17 protein-coding genes are annotated in these 19,564 nt (G+C 72.6%); 5 read left to right on the top strand and 12 right to left on the bottom strand.

The window, feature by feature from the left end; all coding sequences use genetic code 11:
* Positions 1-137: 137 nt before the first annotated feature.
* The 7 genes from ACFV2J_RS01625 to ACFV2J_RS01595 form a co-directional block, all read right to left on the bottom strand.
* Positions 138-1,622, bottom strand: coding sequence for an alpha/beta fold hydrolase (locus ACFV2J_RS01625; protein ID WP_385085761.1), 1,485 nt, complete (start codon positions 1,620-1,622; stop codon positions 138-140).
* Between the two features lie 89 nt (positions 1,623-1,711).
* Positions 1,712-3,079, bottom strand: coding sequence for a carotenoid oxygenase family protein (locus ACFV2J_RS01620; protein WP_385085759.1), 1,368 nt, complete (start codon positions 3,077-3,079; stop codon positions 1,712-1,714).
* Between the two features lie 33 nt (positions 3,080-3,112).
* Complete coding sequence (locus ACFV2J_RS01615) at positions 3,113-3,553, bottom strand: SRPBCC family protein (protein WP_385085757.1); 441 nt, start codon at positions 3,551-3,553, stop codon at positions 3,113-3,115.
* Positions 3,554-3,651: 98 nt separating this feature from the next.
* The gene (locus ACFV2J_RS01610; protein WP_385085755.1) at positions 3,652-5,112 is read right to left on the bottom strand and encodes an MFS transporter; all 1,461 of its coding nucleotides are present in this window, start codon (positions 5,110-5,112) and stop codon (positions 3,652-3,654) included.
* A gap of 116 nt (positions 5,113-5,228) precedes the next feature.
* Positions 5,229-7,229, bottom strand: a complete 2,001-nt coding sequence (locus ACFV2J_RS01605; protein WP_385085753.1) for an AAA family ATPase — start codon at positions 7,227-7,229, stop codon at positions 5,229-5,231.
* Positions 7,230-7,279: 50 nt separating this feature from the next.
* A complete protein-coding gene (locus tag ACFV2J_RS01600; RefSeq protein WP_385085751.1) occupies positions 7,280-7,672 on the bottom strand; it encodes a nuclear transport factor 2 family protein in 393 nt (130 codons plus the stop codon).
* Between the two features lie 99 nt (positions 7,673-7,771).
* On the bottom strand, positions 7,772-9,025 hold the full coding sequence (locus ACFV2J_RS01595; protein ID WP_385085749.1) for a cytochrome P450, cyclodipeptide synthase-associated: 1,254 nt from the start codon (positions 9,023-9,025) through the stop codon (positions 7,772-7,774).
* Between the two features lie 407 nt (positions 9,026-9,432).
* Between ACFV2J_RS01595 and ACFV2J_RS01590 the strand changes: the two genes are divergently transcribed.
* Complete coding sequence (locus ACFV2J_RS01590) at positions 9,433-10,368, top strand: ADP-ribosylglycohydrolase family protein (RefSeq protein ID WP_385085747.1); 936 nt, start codon at positions 9,433-9,435, stop codon at positions 10,366-10,368.
* A 155-nt stretch (positions 10,369-10,523) separates the two neighbouring features.
* On the opposite strand, the gene ACFV2J_RS01585 is transcribed toward ACFV2J_RS01590, so the two are convergent.
* A complete protein-coding gene (locus ACFV2J_RS01585; RefSeq protein WP_385085745.1) occupies positions 10,524-11,429 on the bottom strand; it encodes an alpha/beta hydrolase in 906 nt (301 codons plus the stop codon).
* Between the two features lie 382 nt (positions 11,430-11,811).
* On the opposite strand from ACFV2J_RS01585, the gene ACFV2J_RS01580 reads away from it, so the two are divergent.
* Positions 11,812-12,876, top strand: a complete 1,065-nt coding sequence (locus tag ACFV2J_RS01580) for an Lrp/AsnC family transcriptional regulator (RefSeq protein WP_385085743.1) — start codon at positions 11,812-11,814, stop codon at positions 12,874-12,876.
* A gap of 88 nt (positions 12,877-12,964) precedes the next feature.
* On the opposite strand, the gene ACFV2J_RS01575 is transcribed toward ACFV2J_RS01580, so the two are convergent.
* Complete coding sequence (locus tag ACFV2J_RS01575) at positions 12,965-13,900, bottom strand: LysR family transcriptional regulator (protein ID WP_385085741.1); 936 nt, start codon at positions 13,898-13,900, stop codon at positions 12,965-12,967.
* A 134-nt stretch (positions 13,901-14,034) separates the two neighbouring features.
* Here ACFV2J_RS01575 and ACFV2J_RS01570 point away from each other — a divergent pair, with 134 nt between their 5' ends.
* Positions 14,035-15,327 carry an MFS transporter gene (locus ACFV2J_RS01570; RefSeq protein WP_385085739.1) on the top strand — a complete coding sequence of 431 codons (1,293 nt, stop codon included), beginning with the start codon at positions 14,035-14,037 and terminating at the stop codon, positions 15,325-15,327.
* Positions 15,328-15,556: 229 nt separating this feature from the next.
* On the opposite strand, the gene ACFV2J_RS01565 is transcribed toward ACFV2J_RS01570, so the two are convergent.
* Both ACFV2J_RS01565 and ACFV2J_RS01560 read right to left on the bottom strand, forming a co-directional pair.
* Positions 15,557-16,531: an alpha/beta hydrolase gene (locus tag ACFV2J_RS01565; protein WP_385085737.1), complete on the bottom strand. Its 975-nt coding sequence runs from the start codon at positions 16,529-16,531 to the stop codon at positions 15,557-15,559.
* A 119-nt stretch (positions 16,532-16,650) separates the two neighbouring features.
* Positions 16,651-16,968: a putative quinol monooxygenase gene (locus tag ACFV2J_RS01560; RefSeq protein WP_385085735.1), complete on the bottom strand. Its 318-nt coding sequence runs from the start codon at positions 16,966-16,968 to the stop codon at positions 16,651-16,653.
* Positions 16,969-17,157: 189 nt separating this feature from the next.
* Here ACFV2J_RS01560 and ACFV2J_RS01555 point away from each other — a divergent pair, with 189 nt between their 5' ends.
* Both ACFV2J_RS01555 and ACFV2J_RS01550 read left to right on the top strand, forming a co-directional pair.
* A complete protein-coding gene (locus tag ACFV2J_RS01555; RefSeq protein ID WP_385085733.1) occupies positions 17,158-18,063 on the top strand; it encodes an AraC family transcriptional regulator N-terminal domain-containing protein in 906 nt (301 codons plus the stop codon).
* 131 nt (positions 18,064-18,194) lie between these two features.
* Complete coding sequence (locus ACFV2J_RS01550) at positions 18,195-18,623, top strand: DUF6086 family protein (RefSeq protein ID WP_385085731.1); 429 nt, start codon at positions 18,195-18,197, stop codon at positions 18,621-18,623.
* Positions 18,624-18,763: 140 nt separating this feature from the next.
* On the opposite strand, the gene ACFV2J_RS01545 is transcribed toward ACFV2J_RS01550, so the two are convergent.
* Complete coding sequence (locus ACFV2J_RS01545) at positions 18,764-19,360, bottom strand: TetR family transcriptional regulator (protein WP_385436915.1); 597 nt, start codon at positions 19,358-19,360, stop codon at positions 18,764-18,766.
* Positions 19,361-19,564 lie beyond the last annotated feature (204 nt).

The raw sequence follows: 19,564 nt of genomic DNA, 5'->3' as shown, positions 1-19,564 counted from the left end.
GCTCTCAGTGCTGGGTACCCCCCACGCCCCCCCCCGCGTGCCGGTCGCGGCGCGGCGTGGGCTCCGAAGACTTGGGTGGCCGGGTGGCCTCGGGTGCCCGGCCGACGTTCGCCTTCGGCGAGCCGGGGCGGGGCCTCTCAGTCGGTGCAGAGGGTGCCGGGAGCGGGCAGCGCGCGGGTGGTCAGGTAGCGGTTGGTGGCCTTCCGGGCGCACTCGGAGACCAGGAACATGCTGTAGTCGTCGCCTTCCCTGCCGAGTACGACGCTGCCGGGCAGTTGGGCGGCCAAGGCCGCGCCCGCGCGGTACGGGGCGAGGGCCTGGTGGGTGGACTGCAGGACCAGTGCGGGCGGTGCGCCGTGGACCGGGGCGCCCGCCTCGACGGGCTCGGCCGGAGTGGGCCAGGCGAGACAGCCGGCGACGGCCTTGTAGGAGCGCACGGCGCCACCCAGGTGCGGGGACACCCGGGCGAGCTCCTTCCGCAGCCGGGTGAGCTGGGCGAGCGTCTGCACCGGGCGCGCGTTGTCCAGGCAGGCGGGCACCTGTACCTGGACCGGGTCGAGGGTGTCGTCCGGGTCGTGGGTGAAGCCCGTCGCGTCGCCGCCCTGGGCGTTGACGATGGTCTTCGCCAGCTCCGGCCAGGCGGTACCGGACAGGGTCAGCTGGTCCTGGGTGGCCTCGCGGATGTCCTCACCGGTCAGCGGCTGGTGGGCCGTGGTCCCGGTCGGGATCGGATCACGGTCGGCCCGGGCGACGAGGGCGTCGTACTCGGCCGCGACGTCCTTCCCGTACAGGGCGCAGTCCTTCGAGGTCGCGCACCACGCGGCGAAGCGGTCGAAGGCCGTCCCGGCGGTGGCCGCCTCCTGGGTGACCCGCGACAGGGGCGAACCGGTGTCGTCCAGCGCGGTGTCGAGAACCATGGTGCGCAGTCTGCCGGGGTAGAGCTTGGCGTAGGTGCGTCCCAGGAGCGTGCTGTAGTGGATGCCGTACCAGTTCAACTGCCGTTCGCCCAGCCCGATCCGGACCGCCTCGAAGTCCCGCGCCGTGCTGGTCAGGTCGACGTGGGCGGCGAGCCGGCCGTTGCGGCGCAGGCAGTCCTCGGCGAAGGCCCGGTTGTGGGCCTTGAGCGCGTCGAAGGCGGCCTCGTCCTTGGGGAAGTAGCTGACGCCGGCCGGTTTGGAAGGTTCTCCGCAGACGATCGGCGTGCTGTGGCCGACACCGCGCGGATCCACGGCCACGAGGTCGAAGTCGCGGGTCAGGGCGCCACCGAACTCCGGCAGGTGGAAGTGCATCGCCAGCCGCAGCTGGTCGATCGAGGAGCCGCCCGCGCCGTCGTTGAGGAGCAGTGTGCCCTTGCGCTCGGCCTTGTCGTCCGCGGGCCGGCGGACCAGCGCGAGGGTGAGGCTGTCGCCACGGGGGCGGGACCAGTCCACCGGTACCCGAGTCGTTCCGCACTGCATGCCCTTGAAGTCGCCGTCAGCGCAGTCGTGCCAGTCGATGTCGCCGGCGGCCGGGGGCCGGTGTCCTTCCTGGTCCGCCTGGGCGAGCGTCGGTACGGCGAGGGCGGTCGCCAGCGTGGTGACTCCGGCGGCGATCCAGCCCGCGTACTTCCGGTTGCTTGTCATCGTGCGATTCCTTGCTCTGTGCCCCGGTCCGTGTGGAGTCGAGGAGGTGTACGAGGTGGTGCGGGCGGCGGCGGGGCCCTCGCCCGCTGTCAGCCCTGGGCGTCGTCGCCCGTGGCGGCGTCGGGGATCCAGGAGCCGTGGATCCCGGCGGGCACCCGGCGGGGCAGGTGGACGGTGGCGATGCGGTCCAGGCCGGAGGCGTCGAGGACCAGCAGCTGGGAGGCGTCCTGCTTCAAGTCGGAGACCACGGTCAGGAGGTAGCCGTCGTCCTCGCGGGTGGCTCCGGCGGCGGGGACGAAGACCGCTTCGCCGGGCAGCCGGGCGTCGCCTGCCTGGTGGATGCGGCGGGCGCCGGTGGTGCGGTCGTACTTGACGACGCCGTAGCCGCCGAACCCCTTCTCGTCGGGGAAGGAGATGGCGTACTGGTAACGGTTCTCGGTGCCCAGGTACTTCTCGTTGAGGGTCGGGAACTCCACCGCGAGGTCGTCGACGATCTGCTCGTCGACGGTGCCGACGACCGTGTCGACGACCCAACGTCGGGTGTAGGAACGGGCGTTGGGCTCGGTGCCGCGGCCGGGGGCGCCGATCCACCAGTTCCAGGACAGTTGGAAGCCCTCGCGGTCCACGGTGGGGCCCTCCAGGACGATGCGGCCCTGGCCGTCCTCGTACGCGTTGGAGACGTGCAGCATGTTGCCCGGTTCGACGGAGAACCAGCGGATGTGCCGGGCGCCGTCCGCTCCGCGGGGCATGACGCCGATACGGGCGGGCTGCTGGTCGCTCCAGCCGTAGGGGATGCCGGAGTGCTCGGCCGGATCGAAGGTGACGTTTCCCTCGATGAAGAGCACATGACGACGGGTGAGGGCGAAGTCGTGCTTGAGCGAGGCGGTCGCTCCCGGGATCTCGGCGCTGTGGACGATCTCTCCCTTGGCGTCGGAGACGTAGTACGTCAGGAACGGCGGGAACGGCGAGGAGCCGAAGAAGTGGAGCTCCCCGGTCACCGGGTCCTCCTTGGGGTGCGCGGTCATCGCGGTGCGCAGTGCGCCGTCGAAGTCGAAGGCGCCGACCGTGTCCAGGTCACGGGTGAGCTCGAAGGGGACGTTCGCCTCGCACAGCGCGAGCAGCCGTCCGCCGTGCTCGATGACGTGGGTGCCGGCGACGCTGGCCGTCAGGTCCGGGCCCCTCTCGGTCATGTAGGGGGCGCCGTCCAGGGCGGGGGTGTGCACCCAGCGGTTGCGGTACCACTCGGCGCGGCCGGCACGCAGGCGGATGCCGTGGACCATGCCGCTTCCCTTGAACCAGTGGGTCGGGGTGACACCGGGCTTGGGGTTGTGGCCGTTGCGGATCAGCCGGCCGTCCAGCTCGGGGGGCAGCGTGCCCTCCACGGTGAGTCCGGTGGCGGTGACCTCGTCGGTGACGGGTGTGTAGTGGCCGGTCAGGTAGGGCTTCGCAGCGGTCATGACGGGAACCTCTTTCGGTGGATGGACTGTCTGTCAGACGGCTTGTTCGGCACGGGACTTGAGGTGGGAGAGCCAGTTCTCCAGGGAGTCGTGGAGGGCCTTGCCGAGGTGGTCGGCGGCTGCGTCGACCGGGGCGCCGCTCCAGGACTCCTCGGTGCGGACGGTGACGTGGTCGCCGTCCTCCTCGAACGTCCACACATGGACGCCGGAGATGCCGTCGGCGGGGCCGCCCCACACGATCCGCTCGCCGGGGACGAGTTCGCGCACGGTGGAGGTGATCTCCAGGCCGTGGGTTCGCCAGGTGAAGCGGCTGCCGGTCGTGAGGGGGCCGTCGGGCGCGGCCCGGTCGATGTCCGTGTTCCAGGTGGGCCACGCCGCGATGTCGGTGTGCAGCTCCCACACCCTCGCGAGCGGGGCGTTGATCTCGATGCTCAGGCGGACGATGACGGGGGCGGTCTCGTCGATGGTGACCATGGTCCGGTGTCCCTTCTTGATGACATGGGTCGGTGACGCGGCCGATCGGTCGGTTCCACCGGATTCGGCCGGTTCACGGGATGCGGGTGAGGCAGGAATCAGGCGGGTTGCGGGCCGCCGGCGGCGTTCGCGGTCCGCCGGCCGGTGCGGCGGGTGAGGAGCGGGGCGAGGAGGGCTGTCGCGAGCAGGACCGCGGCGGCGACGGTGAAGACGCTGCGGTAGCCGGCGGTGAGGGCTTCCAGAGGGGGCCGGCTGGTGGACGCGTGAGCGGTGACGGAGCCGGCCAGGGTGGCCAGGGCGGCGAGGCCGACGGCGCCGCCGACCTGGCGGGTGGTGTTCACCAGGCCGCCGGCCAGACCCGCGTCCTTCCGTGGGACGCCCTCCACGGCGAGCGCGGTGAGCTGGACGAAGGCGATGCTGAGGCCCAGGCCGATGAGGACACTCGGGCCGAGGAGGTCGGTGAGGTAGCTGCCGCGGGCGCTGATCCGTGACAGCCAGAGCAGGCCCGCCGCCTCGGTGAGCAGGGCAGCGGTCACGGTCGCGGGGCCGCCGATCCGCCGGGAGACGCGCGGTGCCAGGGTGGCGCCGAGCATATTGGCGCAGGCGAGCGGGAGTTGCCCCGCTCCGGTGGCCAAGGGGCTGGAGCCGAGTACCTGTTGCTGGTAGAGCGGGAGAAAGAAGAACAGGGCGATCCACACCGAACCCAGCAGTGTCATCAGGAGGTTGCCCGCCGCGACCTGGCCGGTGGTGAACAGGCGTGGCGGGATCAGGGGGTCCGGACGGCGGCGCTCGATGACGGCGAAGGCCGCGAGCAGGGTGGCGGCGGCCCCGAGGGCGCCCAGCACCCGTTCGTCGGTCCAGCCGGCGCCGCGTGCGGTGGTCAGGCTCCAGACCAGGCAGGTCAGTGCGAGGGTGACGGTGGCCGTACCCAGCAGGTCGAACCGCCCGGCCCCGCGCTCGATCGTCCGTGGCACGAACGCGGCCACGGCGGCCAGGACCAGCACCGCTCCGAGCGCGGCCACGTGGAAGATCCAGGGCCAGCCCCACGCCTGGGTGAGCACCCCGCCCAGCAGGACGCCGCCCGCTCCTCCCGCGCCGGAGACGGCACCCCACACCCCCAGGGCCCTGCCGCGCCCCGGGCCGGAGGGGAACTGGTCCATCGTCAGGGCGAGTGCGGCAGGGGCGATGGCGGCGGCGGCGAGTCCTTGGACGGCGCGGGCGGCGATCAGCACGTCCGCGGTGGTGGCCAGTCCCGCCGACAGGGAAGCCGCGGCGAACAGCGCGAGTCCGGCGATCAGCACCCGGCGGCGGCCGAGGAGGTCGGCCGCCCTCCCGCCCGCCAAGAGCAGTGCCCCGAAGGCGAGTCCGTAGGCGTTGACCACCCAGGTGGTTCCGCCGTCCGACAGACCGGCTCCGGCGCGGATCTGCGGAAGCGCCACGTTGACGATCGAGGTGGCGAGCATGACGGTGAACTGCGCCGCGGCGAGTGCCGCGAGCACGACTCCGGGCCGGGGCGCCCGGCGTGATGCCTGGTTCGTCTGCGTGCGTGCAACGTTCATGCCGCACAGGCTCGTGTCGGACGGTGTCCACTTTCCAGGCCCGGCGGGGGCGGGGACTGTCCACTGCTGTCCGCACCCGTCCACTCGCGCCGGCCGGAGGGTGCGGCTTCCGGTCGCTATCGCGGGCCGTGCAGCTCCTGTTGCCACAGGGCTTCGTAGAGCAGGTCCAGGCCCTGGCGCAGATGGCGGCGGTAGGTGCCGTACGGCAGGCCCAGGCGGCGGGCAGCGGCCTCCTGGGTCGGCGCGCCGGAGAAGTAGCCCGCCGTCAGGGCCTCGCAGGCGCGCACTCCGCGCGGTTCGTGGGCGAGGTCGGCGACGGCCTGGCGCAGCAGGGCGCGCAGTTCCTCGACGGGGTCACCGAGGTCGGCCGCGAGACGGGCGCGCATCAGGGCGCACGTGGCGAAGGCGCGCGGATCGCGCCAGTGCGCCAGCGCTTCGCGTACGGCCTGGTCGAACGCGGTGCGTGAGATGGGCGACGGTCCGGACGGCGCCGGTGCGTCGGGGGCCGCGATGAAGCGGAGGAGCCAGCTCTCCACGGGGACCTGCCGCCAGTCGACGCTGAACAGTCCGTAGGTGTGCGCGCCCACGCGCGGGCGCGCCCCGGTGTCGAGGAGGGTGCCCGCGACCCGTTCGGCCCAGGTCTCGGCGTCCCGGTAGACGGCGAAACCGTAGGCGCGGCCGCGGGCACGGGCCGCCTCGGCCTGGGCCCGGGAGCTGCTCAGGTCGATGACGCGCGAGGGCACCTGGTAGCGCTCGGGGTAGATCGAGAAGCGGCTCACGCCGATGTGTTCGCCGGGCCTCACCGGGGCGGTGGCCTCGGTGTACCGCCATGCGGCGGCGACGACGGGGTCGGTGGCGAGGTCCTGGGGGTCGGGTGGCGCAGGCAGGGCGAGGCGGGCCGTGAAGGCCACGATCCGGCCCGTGCTCACGAGCCGGTAGACGCTGAAGGCCCGTGGCTGGCGCTCTGCCCAGTAGCGCACCAGTTCCGCGGAGGCCGCTCCTTCGGTCTCCTCGGCCATGCGCAGTACGTCGTCCATGTCGTCCGGGTGCAGGGGGCGGTCGTGCACCTCGTCCTCGCGGGACCAGGTGCGGACCCGGGCGAGGACCTCGCCTTCCCGGAAGAGGTAGAAGAGCTCGTCGGTGACGGTCCACACCCGTTCTTCGGGGGCCTCGCGCAGGATGCGCAGGTATTCGTCCGCCAGGCGCCGGCGTATCGCCTCGAACGCGTGCGGAGCGCGCCAGCGCAGGTCGGCGCAGAGCGTCTCGCGTGCGGCGTCGTGCGGGTGGAGTCCCTGGTGCGTGGACTCCATGAAGGGCAGGTCCCGCAGCCAGGAGAAGAGCTGATGGACGTCCTCTTCGGGCAGTACGGCGGCGAGCAGTTCCTCGGACGTCGAGTGGGCCTGTGCGCCGACCTCCAGGGCGCGGCGGTGGGCGGCCGTGGGGACCTCACCGATCAGACCCGCCAGCAGCGTGCGCAGGACGTCCGCGGACGGGGCCCAGATCTCCTCGCTGGACCAGCCCGCCGATCCCGCGGCGGCGGCGAGGGACAGGGCCAGGGGGTTGCCGCCCGCGAAGCGCAGTACCCGGTCGCGCAGTTCGGGCCGGATCTGCGCCGCGGCCAGCAGACCGCGGGCCTGTTCGGCGGAGAACGGCTGGAGTTCGGTCACGTGCAGGAGCCGGGACCAGGCGGGGTCGGTGGTCCACTGAGGCTGTGGAGCGCGCCGTCCGCCGAGGACGACCAGGGTGTCGTCCGCGGCGCGGGGCAGGAAGTGGTGCCACAGCCAGCTCTCCAGCCACTGGCAGTGCTCGAAGGAGTCCACGAACAGGACTGTGCCCGGAACGTCCAGGAAGGCCGCGGCGGCCCGTTCGAAATCGGCCGGGTCACGGCTGACGAACCGGCCGTCGAGTTCGACGAGTGGCCGGTCCGCCGTACGGGCGCGGTCCGCCAGACGCCTCAGCAGCGTCGACTTCCCGATGCCGCCCGGCCCGTACACGTAGAACGCGAACGGTGCCTGCGGATCGGCGGCCAAGGCCGCCTCGAAGCGCCCGAGTTCCTCCTCCCGGCCGACGAAGGCACGCCCGCGCGCGCTGCTCAGTCTCTCTCCCACGGACACCATGGCGAATCCTCGTCTTCTTGCTCCAGCACTGAACGGAGGCCCTGTGGCGCTCACTTGATGCGCCCGAGGTCCCCGTCGTCGGAGTCGCCGGTGACCAGGAGGGTGGTTTCCTCGACGCGGTGGAAGCGGCCGTCGGGGGCCAGTTGGGCGAAGAGGTAGACCTCGGTGCGGGAGAGCCGGCCGTTGTGCTGGGTGAGGGTGACGGTGTGCCGGTCGGCGTAACGCAGTCCGTCCCGGAGTTCGTCGTGGACCTCTATGTGTCCGCTGCGGATCAGGGAGCGGAGGCGGGTCATGTGCTGGGTGAAGGCGGTCCGGTCGCTCCACTCGCCGTCGGTGCGCTGACGGTAGTCGGGGGTGAAGTGCCGGTCGAGGGCTTCGGCGAGGTCGAGGCCCGGTTCGAACAGCAGGTCGTTGATGGCGCGGGTGATGTCGGTCGGTTTCATCGCTGTGTTCGCCTGAGGGAGTAGGGGCATGGAGTTGTCGTGTCCGGCCGCCCGCTCGGTGGCGGGCGGGACGTCGGGCAGGACCCGGACAGGCCGGGGTCAGGGGCCGGCGGTCATGGCCGGCGCGGTCTTCGTGGACGGGGTGAAGTCCAGCGGCAGGGAGACGGGGCCCCGGGTGTACAGGCCGGTCTCCTGGTAGCGGAACCCGGGGCTGTAGCGGACCCGGTCGAGCAGGGGCAGGAGCATCGCGGCCACGGTCTCGATCTCGGCGCGCGCGAAGGCCGCGCCGACGCACTGGTGGAGTCCGGTGCCGAAGGCCAGGTGCTGGGCGGCCGCGGTGAAGGAGCGGGCGGCGCCCAGGTCCGGGCGGTGGATGTCGAAGGTGTCCGGGGCGGTGAAGGCTTCGGGGTCACGGTTGGCCGCGCCGATCATGCAGAAGACGGTGGCGCCCGCCGGGACGGTGGTGCCGGCGAACACCGTGTCCCGCTCCGCCTCGCGGGGCACGAGCTGGACCGGTGGGGTGAAGCGCAGGGTCTCGGCGATCGCGGCGGTCAGCAGGTCCGGGTCCTGGCGGACCTGCGCCATCTGCTCCGGGTGGTCGATCAGGTGCCTGAAGAGCAGGGCGAGGGTCTTGTCCGCGGGTTCGGTGGCGGCGGCCAGCACGTTGATGATCAACGCGGTGACGTCGCGGTCGCTCATGGCGACGCCGTCGAACTCGGCGGCGCAGAGCCTCGATATCAGGTCCTCGCCGGGGTGGCGGCGCCGCTGTTCGATGACGGGTGCGAGATGGGCCTCCAGCTGCTCCGCGCAGTCCATGCAGTGGCGGCGGCGCTCGGGGGTGAGCGTCATGCTGGTGATGAACTCGGCCACCCCGCTGTGCCAGGCGGCCACCTGTCGCCGGTCCGCCCGGTCCAGACCGAGGACATCGAGCGTCACGTGGACGGCGAGGGGCTTGCCGAAGTCGTTGACGAGGTCCATCCGGCCCCGGGGCAGGAAGGGGGCCATGAGTTCGGCTGCGTTGGCGTGGACGGCGCGTGTCTGGCGCTGGAGGGCCTGGCCGGTGAAACTCCGTACGACGATCTTCCGCTTGGCGGTGTGCTCGGCGCCGGTCATCTGGGCGAGGACCGGCCCGCGCATCACCGGCTCGGCGCGCACCTGAAGCGTCCGGGTGGTGAACGCCTCATGGTCGGTGAGGACGCGCTTGACGTCCTGGTGGCGGGAGAGGAAGTAGCTGTCGATCGCCGGCTCGTGGTGCACCGGAGAGTCTTCCCTCAGCCGTGCGAAGTGGCGGTAGGGGTCTGCGGCGAAGGCCTCGGACAGGATGCTGAAGCGGGGACTGGTGGCCACAGGCATGGTGACGGCCCTCTCCAAGTGCGCGAGGTCGGGGGAGGAACAGACCGGGTCGGAATGCGTGACCTGCCGTGTGATGCGCCCCCACCCCCGTCTGTCGTGTCCGCTGGAGGGTGAACGAGCAGACCCACCCTGGGTACAGGATGAGCGAACGGCGGCACCGGTTCCGATCGTGGGACGGCCTTTCCCATGGCCTTGCTCACGGCCTTGCTCGCGGCCTTGCTTCCTCAGCCCGGTCCGGCCCGCGGTCACCGCGGGAACCGCCGCGATCCTGGGCGAGGCCCCTCCCACCGGCGCCACGCTGTCCCGCCCGTCCTACTGCAACCGGCGCTACGAGGTAATCCGGTCGCCCGCCGGCCTCGCGTACGGCGAGAATGCCGAGGTCATCGACGATCCGGAGGAGCTCCGCCATGACCGGTCCGCAGTACGCCCGAGACAGCCTGGACGGCCTGGTGATGGGCGACGCCTTCGGCGACAGCTGGTTCACCCGCTCCGACGAGGACACCGAAGGCCAATGGGCGGCGCGGCGGTCGCGTCCGGCGCCGTGGTCGTGGACGGACGACTCCGCGATGGCGTTCGTCCTGTTCGCACACCTCGTGACCCATGGGGAGGTCCGGCCTGGCGACCTGGCGAAGGAGTTCGCCGCCGAGTACGCCCGGGACCCGGGACGCAAGTACGGTCCGTCCATGCACGGTGTGCTGCGGCGCGTCGGTGAGGGGGAGGACTGGCAGGCCGTCACCACGGCGCAGTTCGGCGGACAGGGTTCCCACGGCAACGGCGCCGCGATGCGGGTCGCGCCTCTGGGCGCGTGGTTCCGGGACGACCTGTCGGTGGTGTGTGAGCAGGCCCGGCTGTCCGCGGTGGCCACCCACTCCCACCCGGAGGCGGTCGCGGGAGCCGTGGCCGTGGCGGTCGCCGCGGCGCTGGCGTCCGCCGACGAGGCCTGGGACACCGCGTCGCGCGCGGAGTTCCTGCGGGAGACCGCCGCGCACGTACCGGACAGTGACGTCCGCTCCGGGCTGCTGGTGGCCGCGGGATTCTCGCCGCGCACATCGGTGCGCCACGCGGCGTCCGTACTGGGTTCGGGAACACTGATCTCGGCCCCGGACACGGTGCCGTACGCCCTGTGGTCCGCCGCGGGACATCTGGACGATCTCTTCGAGGCGTTGTGGCAGACGGTCGCCGGGTGGGGCGACCGCGACACCACCTGCGCCATCGCGGGTGGCGTCGTAGCGGCCCGGACAGGCACGGGTGCGCTGCCGGCTGCCTGGCTCCAGGCCTGCGAGGACATCCCCGCCTGGAGCCACCGGGATTCCGCCGCGACGGACCGTCGGATCGCCAAGTAGGCGTGCGGAAGCGCCACTTCATGTGTCCTCATGAGGTGGCGGTACCGCCGTCCTCGGGCTCGGGACGGGGGTTCGACGTCCTTCGTGACGGCGCGGACGCGCCAGCGGATCAGGACCCTACAGCCACGCTTCGACGACCCCGCGGGTCGATACACCTAGGCGGTCGCGCGGACCAGATGCTTCTGCAGGAACGCGATCTCCGCCTCGACCGCCTCTTCATGTGCCTCCAGGAACGGGGCGTAGTGACGGCCCGTCAGGTGCACCACCTCGGCCGCCGGAGCGTTGCGGGCCGCCTCGACGGCGGGGCCCGGGGGCGCGCTCAGGTCCTGGTCGCAGACGACCACCAGCAGGGGGCACCGGATCCGGGAGGCATGGAGGCCGGGCCGGTATCCGCCGATCCGCAGCGCGATCCGTGCGGCGACCGTCTGCTCCCAGTCCGGATAGCGATGGCCCGGGTCCAGGGCCCGGTCACCGTCCATGGCGTCGGGCGTGGTGAGCGACGCGACGGCGCCGCGTACTCCGGCGGTGGGGACCAGCAGCGGAGGCCGTCCGAGGAGGCCGCCGAGCGCGTCCGCGACGGCGCGGCCGAAGAGCCGTAGCAACGCGAGAGGTGTCATGGAGCGCAGCGCGTTGGGAGCCGCCGCCCGGCCGTCGACGAGGGGCGACTGCGCGATCACGGAGGCCAGCCGCGGGTTGTCGGCCGCGACGCGGAAGACGTGGCCGCCCCCGAGGGAGAAGCCCCAGAGCGAGATTCCGCCGGGGTCGACGTCGGGGAGACCGGACGCGAAGTCGATCGCGGCCTGCCAGTCGGCGAGTTGGTCGCCCAGGCGGACGACCTGGCGCGGCGCGCCACCGCTCTCCCCGAACCGCCGGTGGTCGAAGGCCAGGACGGCGAAACCTGCGTCGCTGAACCGCCGGGCGAAGAGATCCGAGGCGGGTTCCTTCGTCACGGCGGTCCCGCCGGCCATGATCACGCAGCCGCCGTTGGTCCCCGGATAGTGCCAGGCGGCGCACGTGGTGTCGCCGCTGGCGAAGCGTACTTTTTCGCGTTGACCGGACATGGGCACAGGGACCTCCGTGGGTGGTGGGTCGATCCGTCGTTCTCGGGACTCTCGCGGTTTCCGCGTGGCGAGGGCGGCCCGCGGCCCAGCACGAGCCTTGGCCGCGCCGCGGGGCCGCCCTGCCGGGTCGCGGACGGCGACCCGGCAACTGTGGTCCGCCGGCTGCTGGTTGCGGGTCGCCAGTTGCCGGTGGCCGGTAGCCGGTCGTCAGCCGATCAGGAAGGGCATCCAGTTGTGCGGGTCGAGGATCATCGGGTCCTCCTTCCAGGTTCGGGTCCGCCGACGCTTGTCGGGGACGGCGTGGAGCGGGTGACATCCATGGTTGGGGCGAGGTCCTCAGGACCGGCCGCGCGAGGCCCCGGAATGGGCGAAACTTGCCGCCATGGCAGACGTGTCGGCGGATTCCGTACTCAGCCCCACCGACCAGCGGCTGGTGGCCGCCCTGCAGTGGGACGGCCGTCTCACCGCGGAACGGGCGGCCCAGGTGCTGGACCTCAGCCCCGTCACGGTGCGCCGCCGCCTGCACGCGTTCACCGCCGACGGCACCGTGCGCGTGGTGATCTCACCGGTCGCGCGACCGCGCAACGGGGGTTCCGCCGGGGCTCTGTTCCTGCGGATACGGGTGCTGCGGGGAAAGCTCGACACCATCGTGGCCGCCCTCGCGGCGCGTGAGGACATCCCGTTCATCGACGTCACCACCTCGGGTGACGAGATCTTCGCGGTGGCCCGTACGGAGCCGGGTTCGCGCGACCCGCTGGTCTTCCGCCAGCTGCCCTCCACCCAGGCGGTCACGTCTCTGGAGAGCGCCACCATCCTGCACGTCTTCCGGCTCACCTCCGAGTGGCGTCATGCCGTCCTGACGCCGGCCGAGCGCGCCGCCCTGAGCCCCGCCGAGCCGGACCCCGGGCCCGCGTCCCCCGGCTCCCCGGGCCCGTACGGCGTCGACACCGATCCCCTCGAACAGGCCCTCATCGACGCCCTCACCCCCGACGCGCGCCTCTCCGCCGCGGCCCTGGCCGCGCACACCGGTCACCCGGAGACGACGGTCCGCCGGCGGATCTCCCGGCTGACGGCCCAGGGACGTCTGGTCACCCAGGTCCTGGTCGACCCCCGCCGCATCGGGCTGCCCATCGAGGCCAAGCTCCTGCTGCACGTGGCCCCCGATCACCTGGCCGCGGCGGGACAGGCACTGGCCGACCATCCTTCGGTGCACGGCGCGTTCGCGACCTCGGGCCCCTCGAACCTGCACGCCGCGGCCTACTTCCCCGACCTTCCCGCCCTCTACGGCTTCCTCTCCGGCGACCTGGTCGGCCTGGGGATCACACAGGTCGAGACGGCCATCGTCAGCCGCGCCGTCAAGCGCACGCCCCCGCTGGGCCTCGTCCGGCCCGCCCCCGCCGTCGCACGCCGCGGGCGACCGGCTCGCGCGCGGCTGGGCGGGGACTGAGTACGGGCCGTCCGCCGAGCGCCTCCCTCGGGGGACGGCGTCCGCGTGCGCCGGTGCCCGGCCGGGACCGGCCGCACGGACGCGGCGTTCAGCGCGGAAGCACCCAGTCCGGCGTCCAGGTCCCGGCGGCGTCGTGGGCCGGCGTCGTGGCGGCGAGGTGGGCGCGCAGGCCGGGCAGCGCGGGGTGGGGGTTGTCGCGATGCCAGACGAGCGAGTGCGGGTAGACGGGCGTCGGGTCGGTCACCGGGATGCGGCGCAGGCCGTGGCCGGCGGGCCAGACGAGGCGGGTCCGCCCGCCCATGAAGGTGGCCAGGGCCGGGGTGTCGGCGATGGTGTCGAGGAGCGCGTCGGAGCCGAAGTTGGGGCCGGTCGCCTCGATGGTGAGGCCGAACTCGGCGACGAGGTCGTCGTAATAGGCGGCCCACTCGGTACCGGGGACGATGCCCGGCATCCAGATCCGGTGCCCCACGAGCTGAGCGACGGTCACCGACCGGGCGCCCGCCAGCGCGTGTGCGGGACCGGTGAGGAGCTCCAGGGGTTCGTCGAGCACCCGGACGGACTCGACGTCCGTGGGAAGGGGCCGGCCGGGCACGGCGACGGCGCGGAACGACGCGTCGATCGCACCCGAGCGGACGGCGGCGACGGCCGTCTCGATGTCGAACAGCATCACCACGTCGAGATCGATCTCGGGGTGGGCGCGGTGGAAGTCGCGCAGCAGGCCCGCCGCCGCGCCGCGGGAGGCGATCACGTCGACGCGCAGCGGACGGCGACCGGTGCGCACGGACGCGACCGCGCGTTCCGCGACGCGCAGCAGCTCGCGTGCGTGGGGCAGGAACGCCTGCCCGTCGATGGTGAGTTCGGCACCCCGCGCGGTGCGGGTGAACAGCCGCACGCCGAGGTTGCGCTCCAGCGCGGCGATGCGCTTGGAGACGGCCTGCTGGGTGACCGCCAGCTCGGCGGCGGCCTCCTGGAACTGTCCCGCGTCGGCGGCGGCGACGAAGGTCCGGACGGTGTCGAGGTCCATGCCGACAGCCTAGGGGCACAACCATTGGTTGTGTCCGGTCGGCCCCGCGGTTGTTTGACCCCTGGGTGCGACGCTCGCTTTGATGCTTCCGGTCGCGGATCGGTTGTGCGGGTGAGTGGGGAGAGACGGCGGACGTGAGAAGCGGAGACCGGCTGGGACGTCTGCGCCGGCACCGGATCGGGCAGCTGCGCGGACACCGGCTGGGGCGGCGGTTCGGATGGTTCTGGGGAGCGTACGCAACCAGCGCGCTCGGCACGTGGCTCGCCTTCGGCGCGTTCCCGCTGATCGCCGTCCGGGTGCTGCACTCCGGTCCGGCCGAGGTCGCCGCGCTGTCCTCCGTGGGGGCCGCGGTGGGCGCGGCCGTGGCGGTGCCGCTCGGTCCTTGGGTGGAGTTCCGTCGCAAGCGGACGGTGCTGATCGCGATGGATCTGGTGCGGTTCGCGGCGCTGCTGACGATTCCCGCCGCGTTCGCGCTCGGCGCGCTCACCTTCCTCCAGCTCCTGCTGGTCTCGGTCGTCGTCGTGGCGGCGGACATCACCTTCCGGGCCGCATCCGGCGCGTACCTGAAGACGCTGCTGCCGGCCGGGGACCTGCTCGTCGCCAACGCCCGGTTCGAGTCCACGGCATGGACGACCACGATCATCGGGCCCCCGCTCGGCGGCGCCGCGATCGGGCTCCTCGGTCCGGTGGCGACGGTGGTGGCCGACGCGGTCAGCTACCTGCTCTCGGCGCTGGGCCTCCGCGCGGCGGGCGGGCACGAGCCGCCGCCCGAACGCCGGGAGGGCGCACGCATGCGCGCCGGGGACCTGCTCGACGGCTGGCGGTTCGTCCTCGCCGACGCGGCTCTGCGTCCGCTCTTCTTCAACACCGCCCTGTTCAACGGACTGGTGATGGCCACGCAGCCGCTGCTGGCCGTCCTGATGCTCGGCCCGCTCGGGTTCGCACCGTGGCAGTACGGCCTCGCGTTCGCCGCGCCCTCCATCGGCGGTCTGCTCGGTTCGCGGCTGGCCCGACCGCTCGTCGCCCGGTTCGGGCAGCACCGGGTCCTGGTCGCGGCCGGGGCGCTGCGCGCGCTCTGGCCGGTCGGCCTGGCCTTCGTCGGGCCGGGCACCGGCGGCCTCCTGCTCGTGGTGGGCGTCGAACTCGGGCTCATCTTCTGCTGCGGGGTCTTCAATCCCGTGTACGCCACGTACCGGCTCGAGCGCACCGCGACCGACCGGGTCACCCGCACGCTGTCCGCCTGGGCGGTGACGACAAAGGGCTCGGCCGCGCTCCTGACGGCCGGCTGGGGAGTGCTGGGCAGCCTGCTCGGCCCCCGTACGGCCATCGGGCTGGCCGGTGTGCTCCTGCTGGCGACCCCGCTGCTGCTCCCCCGCCGCGCGCGAGCGGGCCTCTCCGAACCGGAGCCTTCACCGAGCCGCGCCTGACCTGGCCGCCACGACCCCCACCGACCAACACCGACCGGCACGACGGTCCGACACGACGGTCACCCGAACGACCGTGACCGACCGCCCGTCGCCTTCACCGGCGCACCGGGCGGCCCGCCGGGACCGTCACCGAGTCGCACCGGACGGGCCGCCACGACCGTCGGGCAGCGACCGTCGCCCGAACGCCGCGCGGCCCGCCGGGAGTCGCGCGGCCCGCCGGGAGCACCGGTCACGCCGCGTCCCCTCCAGCCGCTGACAGAACTCGGGCCAGCCAGTCGTTGCGTGCCCGGCGGGCCCCGGCCGAGACGCGAGCCTGCGGGTACAGCGCGTCGAATCCGTGGAACCCGCCCGCCCAGATGTGCAGTTCCGCCTGGCCCCCGGCGGCCCAGATCCGGGTGGCGTAGGCGACGTCCTCGTCGCGGAAGACTTCGGCCGAGCCGGCGTCGATGTACGTGGTCGGCAGTCCCGAGAGGTCTTCGGCCACCGCGGGTGAGACATGACCGGGCACCTGTTCGTCGCGGAGATCACCGAGAACCGAGCGCCAGGCGAACTCGTTCATCTCACGGGTCCAGACGCCGGGGCTCCCGGAGTACTGACGACTCGACGTGGTGATGTTGCGGTGGTCGAGCATGGGACAGACGAGCACCTGGGCGGCGATCGGCGTGGTACCCCGGTCGCGTGCCATCAGCGCGACCCCGGCGGCGAGACCACCGCCGGCGCTGACTCCGGCCACGACGATACGGGTGGGGTCGATGCCCAGTTCGCCGGCGTGCTCCTCGATCCAGAGGAGGCTCCGGTAGCAGTCGTCGACCGGCGTCGTTCCGTGGGCCTCGGGCGCCAACCGGTAGTCCACGGAGATCACGACGGCGCCGAACAGGTCGAGCCACTCCAGTGGTATGTCGATCTGGGAGAAGCGGTCCCCCATGACCATCCCGCCGCCGTGCAGCCACAGGACGCACGGCGCCCCGGTGACACGGGAGGAACCGGACGGCGTGAAGACCGACAGGGGAATCCGCGCACCGTCCTCACCCGGCACGGTGACCTCGCGGTGGTCGGCCTGGCGGCCTGCGAGGAGGGATTCGACCGGCGCGGACGGGAACCGGCGCAACTGGGCGAGTACTTCGGGGTCGAGCCGGCTCATGAGGGGCAAGTCGGCGAGCAGGGACCGCAGTTCGGGGTCCACGTCGGGTCGTACGGTCGTCACGGGAACTACCTTTCGTCGGGCTGTGCCGGATGTCCGGGAACCATGGGGAGGGGCGTCGGGCCGCGCCGAGTGGCGGCCGGCCGGAGGGGCGGGCTACGGGGTGGTCGAGCGGCGCGCTCTCAGAAGGCGGCCTTGCCCCGGACCGGTACGTAGTCGGTGTACTCGGGCTCCTTGGCCAGCATCCCGCCGATCCGCTCCACGATGGCCTGCGCGGCTTCGCCGGCGAAGATCCGGTGGTGGTCCTCCTCGCTGGTCCAGCCCTCGGTGACATGGACGACGTCGGGGTCGGACGCCGAACGGCAGACGAGATAGACGACGCAGAACTCGCTCGCGCCGGGGCTGCCGTCACTCAGGCCGGTCAGCAGGAGGTCGGTCAGCTGCGTACCCGTTCCGGGCTTCGCGGTCAGGGTGGCGCTGAATCCGTAGTGGGCGATCATGACTGCCTTCTTCCGCTGGTGAGGTCGATGGTCTGTTGTCCTCAAGTGGAGGTCGCTCGCCTTCACCGGGATTCCAGTGATTCCATTCAAGCCCCTGACCTGTGCAGACGGTAGAATGATGCTGGCTGCCCCTTGCACGATCCTCTCTCGTACGGGAACGCGACGTGCCGACCGTGCTGCAATGGGGGCATGTGCCTCGAAGAGCTCCGAACCCTGCTGGACCGCCATGTGCGGCCCGACTGGACCACCGCCATCGACGGAGTCCTCATCTCGAAGGTCGAGCGGTCCGACCCCCCGGCCCCCTCGATGTCCGGCACGGTGCTGGCGGTCATCGCCCAGGGCGCCAAGCGCCTCGCGCTGGGGGACCGGATGTTCGAGTACCGAGCCGGGCAGTACCTCGTCGCGTCGGTGGACCTGCCCGTGACCGGCCAGTTCGTCGGAGCCTGCCCGGAGCGTCCCGCACTGGGGTTCGGTCTGACACTGGAACCGTCCGCGGTCGCCGAACTGCTGCTGGAGGCAGGGTCCTCGGACGCTCCCCGCGCAGGCGGCGCCGCGTTGCCGGGCATCGCCGTCAGCGACGCTCCGGACCAGCTGCTCGACGCCGTGGTCAGGCTGCTGCGCCTGCTCGACGAGCCGCGTGACCGGACGGTGCTCGCGCCGATGGTCAAGCGCGAGATCCTGTGGCGGCTGATCACCGGTGAGCAGGGCGGGATCGTGCGCCAGCTCGGCCTCGCCGACAGCAGCCTCAGCCATGTCGCGCGGGCCGTGCGCTGGATCCGCGACCACTACGCGCAGCCGTTCCGGGTCGAGGAGGTGGCGCAGCTTTCGGGCATGAGCGTCTCCGCCTTCTACCGCAACTTCCAGGCGGTGACCGCGATGAGTCCCATCCGGTTCCAGAAGCAGATCCGGCTGCAGGAGGCCCGGCTCCTGCTCGCCGTCCACCCCCACGACATCACCGGGGTCGGCCATCGCGTCGGGTACGACAGCCCGTCACAGTTCAGCCGGGAGTACCGCCGCCAGTTCGGCGCGCCGCCCAGTCAGGACGCCGCCCGGCTGCGTCACACCGTGGGGACCACCGCGGGCGTGCTTCCCTGACCAATCCCCCCGACCCCGTACTGCCCTGTCCCGTGCTCTCCCGTGCCGTGCCGTCATGTCCCGCGGTTCCCCCACGGCGACCGCCGCCCGCCTGGCTACGCTGTCCCGGTGACGAGCGGAGAGATGCCCCGGTGAGCCAGTACTACGACATGGGCGGCCGGACGCTGTGGAACCCGTCCAACGGAGCGTCCCGGCTGTTCCTGCGCCAAGTAGCCCTCTTCGAGGCCGAATTGGGGATGCCCTCAGGCATCGGCCCCATGGAGGCGGACGAGAGCGAGATCGCCCCGGTCGCGTTCAAGGCGTTCGCCGACGCGCTGCTGGCACGGCATCGCGCCACCACACATGGCGTCATGATCGCCCTGTCCGAAGGGTTCGTCTGCACGGTGCTGGTCCTCGCGCGGAGGGCCGACATCGAGGTCGCCTGGAACCCGGCCGGGGGCGCCGCGCAGACCGGGCTCACAGACGTCCAGGTCCCTGCGCCTCCGGCTCCCGATCAGGAGACTTGGGCGGCCTCCCTGTGCCGGAAGTCGGACGAACTCGGCCCTTTCATGGCCCGCTGAGCCGCACTCCCCCGCCGGCGAGGCCCGGAAAGGTCACCGCCGCACGGGTGCCGACATCCCTCGTCGCGCCTCCAGTTGCGTAATCGCCGCGGCCCACCACGTCCCGGCCGGCCCCATGACGCCCCAAGTGAGGACGGCGGTCACTCCGCCTTGCTCACCGCGGCGTCCAGCAGGGGGCCCAGTTCCTCGCTCACGGTCGTCAGAGCGCGGACGTCCCGTTCGGCCCGGGCCACGAGGATCGCGCCCTCCAGGGCACTGATCATGAGGGTGGCGAGGGCGTCCGAGCGATCCTCGGGCACACCCATGTCCGACAGCGCCCGGGACACCGCGCCGGTCCAGGTGGTGAAGGCGGCGGACGCGGCCTCCCGCGTGGAGACGGTGGACTCCGCGCGGTCCACCGTGGCGGCGGCCACCGGGCAGCCCCCCGCGAAGCCGGCGGTCCGGTACTCCTCGGTCCACTGGTGAACCATCCCGGCGAAGAGACCGCTGGGCGTGGGCTCGGGCAGCGCGGCGAGGAAGCGGGCGACCCGGTTGCCCGCGTAGCGACCCGCCCAGCCCACGGCCTCGTTGACGAGCTGTTCCTTGCCGCCGGGGAAGTAGTGCTGGAGCGAGCCGCGCGGTGCCCGTGCGTGCTCGGCCACCTCCCTCATGCCCGCGGCGGCGACGCCGTCGCGCCGGATGAGCTGGGCCGCGCTGAAGACCATCCGCTCCCGCGGCCCTCGTTCGGACACCGCCATCCCGACCTCCACCACCGTTCCACGAGCTGCCTGGAGACGACTCTATGACCACCGTCATAGAACCGGCTACTATGACCGCCGTCATAGTCGGGGGCGGCGAACGGGGGGCCCCCCCGGGCCCCCGCGCCGCCCCCCCCGCGGGCGCGCCCCCCGGCGGCGCGCCACCCCCTGGGCGGGGGGGGTGTGGTGGGCGCTGTTAGAGGA

It is taken from the genome of Streptomyces sp. NPDC059668, assembly GCF_042734135.1.
Lineage (GTDB): Bacteria > Actinomycetota > Actinomycetes > Streptomycetales > Streptomycetaceae > Streptomyces.
Note: the sequence above shows the minus strand (reverse complement) of the source record. Positions and strands in the feature narration are given on the sequence as shown.

Excerpts from the sequence above, each read along its gene's own strand:
- ACFV2J_RS01620 (WP_385085759.1), bottom strand. The coding sequence starts at position 3,079 with ATGACCGCTGCGAAGCCCTACCTGACCGGCCACTACACACCCGTCACC.
- ACFV2J_RS01615 (WP_385085757.1), bottom strand. The coding sequence starts at position 3,553 with ATGGTCACCATCGACGAGACCGCCCCCGTCATCGTCCGCCTGAGCATC.
- ACFV2J_RS01625 (WP_385085761.1), bottom strand. The coding sequence starts at position 1,622 with ATGACAAGCAACCGGAAGTACGCGGGCTGGATCGCCGCCGGAGTCACC.
- ACFV2J_RS01595 (WP_385085749.1), bottom strand. The coding sequence starts at position 9,025 with ATGCCTGTGGCCACCAGTCCCCGCTTCAGCATCCTGTCCGAGGCCTTC.
- ACFV2J_RS01585 (WP_385085745.1), bottom strand. The coding sequence starts at position 11,429 with ATGTCCGGTCAACGCGAAAAAGTACGCTTCGCCAGCGGCGACACCACG.
- ACFV2J_RS01575 (WP_385085741.1), bottom strand. The coding sequence starts at position 13,900 with ATGGACCTCGACACCGTCCGGACCTTCGTCGCCGCCGCCGACGCGGGA.
- ACFV2J_RS01560 (WP_385085735.1), bottom strand. The coding sequence starts at position 16,968 with ATGATCGCCCACTACGGATTCAGCGCCACCCTGACCGCGAAGCCCGGA.
- ACFV2J_RS01580 (WP_385085743.1), top strand. The coding sequence starts at position 11,812 with ATGGCAGACGTGTCGGCGGATTCCGTACTCAGCCCCACCGACCAGCGG.
- ACFV2J_RS01610 (WP_385085755.1), bottom strand. The coding sequence starts at position 5,112 with ATGAACGTTGCACGCACGCAGACGAACCAGGCATCACGCCGGGCGCCC.
- ACFV2J_RS01590 (WP_385085747.1), top strand. The coding sequence starts at position 9,433 with ATGACCGGTCCGCAGTACGCCCGAGACAGCCTGGACGGCCTGGTGATG.
- ACFV2J_RS01600 (WP_385085751.1), bottom strand. The coding sequence starts at position 7,672 with ATGAAACCGACCGACATCACCCGCGCCATCAACGACCTGCTGTTCGAA.
- ACFV2J_RS01545 (WP_385436915.1), bottom strand. The coding sequence starts at position 19,360 with ATGGCGGTGTCCGAACGAGGGCCGCGGGAGCGGATGGTCTTCAGCGCG.
- ACFV2J_RS01555 (WP_385085733.1), top strand. The coding sequence starts at position 17,158 with ATGTGCCTCGAAGAGCTCCGAACCCTGCTGGACCGCCATGTGCGGCCC.
- ACFV2J_RS01605 (WP_385085753.1), bottom strand. The coding sequence starts at position 7,229 with ATGGTGTCCGTGGGAGAGAGACTGAGCAGCGCGCGCGGGCGTGCCTTC.